The following is a 4,547-nucleotide window of genomic DNA, read 5'->3' on the forward strand; positions in this document are numbered from 1 at the left end:
AGGGCGGCGCATGCCACGCCAAAGCTCACCCGACCGAAACGCGTCATCGATACTACATCCATCATCCTGCTCTTTTTGGATTTTTGACACACTCGCCAGACCATATTTCGCATTTTCGTGCCATCACTGTCCACAATAATTGACCCTGCGGGGACGCGTGCGCGACCCGTCACTGCGCGGCGGGTGGATGAAACGGGGGCACCGCAGCGCGACATGGGCAAGGCGGTATCGCCTGGGCTATGCGCACGGGATGATTCGCGTCGGACTGATCGGATACGGGCTTGCGGGCGCGTCGTTCCATGCCCCCCTGATCGGCGCAGTGCCGGGGTTGCGGCTGACTAGCGTCGTGACCTCGCGCGGCGCGGCGGTGGCGCGCGACTGGCCGGAGGCGACGACTGTAGCGGACGCAGCAACGCTGCTGTCCGATCCCGCGATCGATCTGGTAGTGATCGCGACTCCCGACTCTAGCCACGCCCCGCTGGCGGAGGCCGCGCTCACCGCCGGCAAACACGTCGTGATCGACAAGCCGTTCGTGACCGACCCGGCCGACGGTACGGCGTTGATCGCGCTGGCGGAAGCACATGGGCTGCTGCTGTCGGCGTTTCACAACCGACGCTGGGACGCCGATTTCCTGACGGTGCAGCGCATTCTGGCGGATGGCGTGCTTGGCGACATCGCGCTCGCGGAACTGCGCTGGGACCGGTTTCGCCCCGCGATCAAGCCCGGTTGGCGGGAACAGCAAGGGGCAGGGCTGCTTAACGATCTCGGGCCGCATTTGCTCGATCAGGCGCTGCAACTGTTCGGCGCGCCCGATGCCGTGTCGGCCGACCTCGCGACCCAACGGGCTACCGCAAAGACCGAAGATTATTTCGAGATCACGCTGTTTTACGGTTCGCGGCGCGTGATCGTCTCGGCCGCGACGTTGCTTGCGCAGCCCCGCCCGCGCTTCGCGCTGCACGGGACGGGCAGCAGCTTCGTGAAGTACGGGATCGATCCGCAGGAAGCGGTGTTGCGCGACGGACACCCGCCGACGACGCCGGGCTTCGGGGAGGATGCCCCCGAGGCCTATGGCACGCTGACCGATGCCGCTGGCACCGCGCTCCGCATCGTGAGCGCGCGGGGAGATTGGCGGCGTTATTATGCCGGGGTGGTCGCTGCCATCGCCGAGGGCGCTCCGCCTCCGGTTCCCGCGCGCGATGCGCTGGCGGTCATGGAGCTGATCGCCGTGGCGCGCCGCAGCGCGGCCGAGGGGCGGCGGCTACCGCACCCGTAAACCGCCTATCCCCGCTGCAGCGGCGCATGCTCGATCTGCGGCAAGACATGCCGCGCGAACAGATCGGCCTCGGCGGCGTGCGAATACCCCGACAGGATAAACGCCTCAATCCCCATCGCGCGATACGCATTGAGCTTGGCCAGCACCTGGTCGGGATCGCCGACGATCGCCGCGCCGCAGCCTGAACGCGCACGCCCGACGCCGGTCCACAAATTGGCCTCGGCATAGCCATCGTCGGCGGCATTCTCGCGCAGGGCTGCTTGCGCGGCGACTCCGGCGGAGTGCGAATCGAGTGATTTCGCCCGGATCGCGGCACCTTCCGCCGCATCGAGCTTCGAGAGCAAGCGGTCGGCGGCGGTGCGCGCCTCGGCTTCGGTATCGCGGACGATGACGTGCGCGCGGTAGCCGAATTTCAGCGTGCGGCCATAAGCGGCAGCGCGCGCGGTCATGTCGGCGATGATCGCGGCGACGACTTCCTGGCGGTCTGGCCACATCAGGAATACGTCGCAACCCTTGGCGGCGGCGTCGCGCGCATCGGGGGAAAGGCCGCCGAAATAGAGCGAGGGGGCCTTGCCCGACACGGTGCCGATCCGCGGCGGATCGATCTTCAGCTTCCAGAATTCGCCGTCATGATCAAGGCTCTCGCCGTTGAGCAAGGTCTTGAGGATGTGCATCGCCTCGACCGTGCGCGCGTAACGCGGCGCGCTCCCGAGCGTTTCGCCCGGCATGTCCGACGAGATGATGTTGACGGTCAGCCGCCCGCCGAGCAGGCGGTCGATCGTCGCGATCTGGCGCGCGAGCTGCGGTGGCCACGTCTCGCCGATCCGCACCGCCATCAGCAGCGCCATGCGTTTGAGCATCGGCGCGATCGCCGCGGCAAAGGCTGTGGTATCGATGCCGAGCTGATAACCCGAGGGCAAAAGGATATTGTCGAAACCCCCGCTTTCGGCCTGCAGCACGATATCGCGACAATGCTCCCAGCTCGACTTGAGCTTTGCATCGGGCACGCCGAGAAATTCGTAATCGTCGTCGCACAGCGCCGAGAACCAGCTGATCTCGCACGGCGGCAGGGTGGGCGACAGCGCGGTCACGGCAAGCGCTCCCCGCGTGCGGCGACCAGCACGTCATACCAGGTCTGGCGGGTGAAGCGGACCTTATAGACCTCGCCAATCTCGCCGATCCGCGCGATATTTTGCGTGCCGACGATCGGGATCGCGCGCGCCGGGTGCGCCATGATCCAGGCATAGGCTGCGGTCGCGCGGGAAACCCCTGCTGCCGCAGCGACCACATCGAGCGCGGCCGCGACCGCCTTCGAGCGGTCGTCCTCGGGCGCGCCGATCCGGCCGCCGCCGAGCGGCGACCAGGCGAGCACCGCGACGTCGCGCTCCATCGTCAGATCGAGCAGACCATCGGTGATGGGATCGAGCGCGAGTGCCGAGAATTCGGGCTGTACGCTCGCCAGCGGGATCGTCAGCAGCGCGGCGATCGCTTGCGTTTGCGCCACGGTATAGTTCGACACGCCGACCGCGCGGACCTTGCCCGATGTCACCATCTCCTCAAGCGTGCGCGCGACGTCCTGCGGGTGGGCGAGGATGTCGGGGCGGTGGATCTGATAGAGATCGACCTGTTCGACCTGCAGCCGCTTGAGCGAAGCCTCGAGCGCCGCCATCAGATAGTCGCGCCCCGAATCATAGGGGACGGGCGGGGTGATTCCGCCCTTGGTCGCCAGCACCATTCGCGTGCGCAATTCCGGCGCGTCGGCAAAGATGCGGCCGAGCAGGGCTTCGGCATCGCCAAATCCGCCCGAACCATCGAACCCGTAAATGTCGGCGGTGTCGAACAGCGTGACACCGGCGGCAAACGCCGCCTCGATCAGCGCGCGACCCTCGGCGTGCGAGGCGTGGCCGAATCGCCACATCCCCCAGGCAATCGGGCTGACCATGATTCCGCTCTTGCCGAGCGGGCGCATTTCGGGTGTAAGCATGATTTCAGACATCGTTGTCATATAGAGAAGAAGATCGTGGGAGAGCAAGTGCGATACGGCCTGGTTGGCACCGGAATGATGGGTGTCGAGCATTTGAACAATTTGGCGATCACGCCGGGTGCGGTCGTGACGGCGCTGGCCGATCCAGCGGAGGGCTCGCTCGGCTGGGCGACAACCGCGCTGGGGGATCGCGCCGGGCAGGCGACCGCGTTCAATTCGGTCGAGGCGCTGGCAAAGAGCGGCCTATGCGATGCCGTCATCGTCGCCAGCCCCAATTTCACGCATCGCGCGGTGCTCGAGCCGTTGTTCGACGCGGGGCTGCACATTTTGTGCGAGAAGCCGCTGGCCACCACGATCGCGGACTGCCGCTGGATCGTCGATCGCGCCGCGCAGAGCGACAAGGTGTTCTGGACCGCGATGGAATATCGCTACATGCCGCCGGCGGCCGAATTCATCGCCGACATCCACGCAGGCAAGATCGGCAAATTGCAGATGCTGTCGATCCGCGAGCATCGCTTCCCGTTCCTCGTCAAGGTCGCCGACTGGAACCGCTTCAACCGCAACACCGGCGGCACGATGGTCGAGAAATGCTGCCATTTCTTCGATCTGATGCGGCTGATCGTCGGGGCCGAGGCGGTCCGCGCTTATTGTTCGGGCGCGATGGACGTGAACCATCTCGACGAGGCCTATGGCGGCGAGACGCCCGACATTATCGACAATAGCTACACCACCATCGATTTTGCGAATGGCGCGCGCGCGATGCTCGATCTGTCGATGTTCGCCGATGGCGCGGAAAATCAGGAAGAGATTACCGCGGTCGGCGACCAGGCGCGACTCGACGTGCTGATCCCCGAGGGTGCGATCGTCCATTCGCCGCGTGTCGGCTTCCGCGGCAACAAGCAAGCGACGCGCCGCCTCGTTCATACCGACGAAACTGCGCTCAACGCCGGCAGCCATCACGGATCGACCTTCTACCAACACCAGCGCTTCAACGCTGCCGTGCGTGGGGCGGGGCCGGTCGAGGTGACGGCGCATGACGGCATGATGGCGGTCGCGATCGGCACCGCCGCCGAGATCAGCGCGCGCGAACATCGTGTGGTTGAGATGACCGAATTGGGATTTTGACACCAAGCAGGGCTTTACCGCCGGCAAGCCTGATTGCGCTGTCAGCGGAACGAAGACGATAATATCCATCGATTAGATGGGATTTATATTTTGAGGAGGGGATTATGACTAAGACCGTATTTCTGTCGGGCGTCGCGACGCTCGCATTGCTGACCGCGACACCCG

Annotated in this window: 4 protein-coding genes; 2 read left to right on the forward strand and 2 right to left on the reverse strand. The window is 65.4% G+C overall.

The genetic code is table 11. The features are described 5' to 3' along the window. The first annotated feature begins 250 nt into the window (after positions 1 to 250). On the forward strand, positions 251 to 1,273 hold the full coding sequence (locus ABWP09_RS13625; RefSeq protein ID WP_353205668.1) for an oxidoreductase: 1,023 nt from the start codon (positions 251 to 253) through the stop codon (positions 1,271 to 1,273). 5 nt (positions 1,274 to 1,278) lie between these two features. On the opposite strand, the gene ABWP09_RS13630 is transcribed toward ABWP09_RS13625, so the two are convergent. Further along, a complete protein-coding gene (locus tag ABWP09_RS13630) occupies positions 1,279 to 2,364 on the reverse strand; it encodes an LLM class flavin-dependent oxidoreductase (RefSeq protein WP_353205669.1) in 1,086 nt (361 codons plus the stop codon). Next, positions 2,361 to 3,269 carry an aldo/keto reductase gene (locus ABWP09_RS13635; RefSeq protein ID WP_353205670.1) on the reverse strand — a complete coding sequence of 303 codons (909 nt, stop codon included), beginning with the start codon at positions 3,267 to 3,269 and terminating at the stop codon, positions 2,361 to 2,363. The genes ABWP09_RS13630 and ABWP09_RS13635 overlap by 4 nt, the downstream gene beginning before the upstream one ends. Positions 3,270 to 3,305: 36 nt before the next feature. Between ABWP09_RS13635 and ABWP09_RS13640 the strand changes: the two genes are divergently transcribed. Beyond that, positions 3,306 to 4,382, forward strand: coding sequence for a Gfo/Idh/MocA family protein (locus ABWP09_RS13640; RefSeq protein WP_353205671.1), 1,077 nt, complete (start codon positions 3,306 to 3,308; stop codon positions 4,380 to 4,382). Positions 4,383 to 4,547 lie beyond the last annotated feature (165 nt).

This window comes from Sphingomonas sp. (genome assembly GCF_040398505.1).
In the GTDB taxonomy this organism is placed as follows: domain Bacteria; phylum Pseudomonadota; class Alphaproteobacteria; order Sphingomonadales; family Sphingomonadaceae; genus Sphingomonas.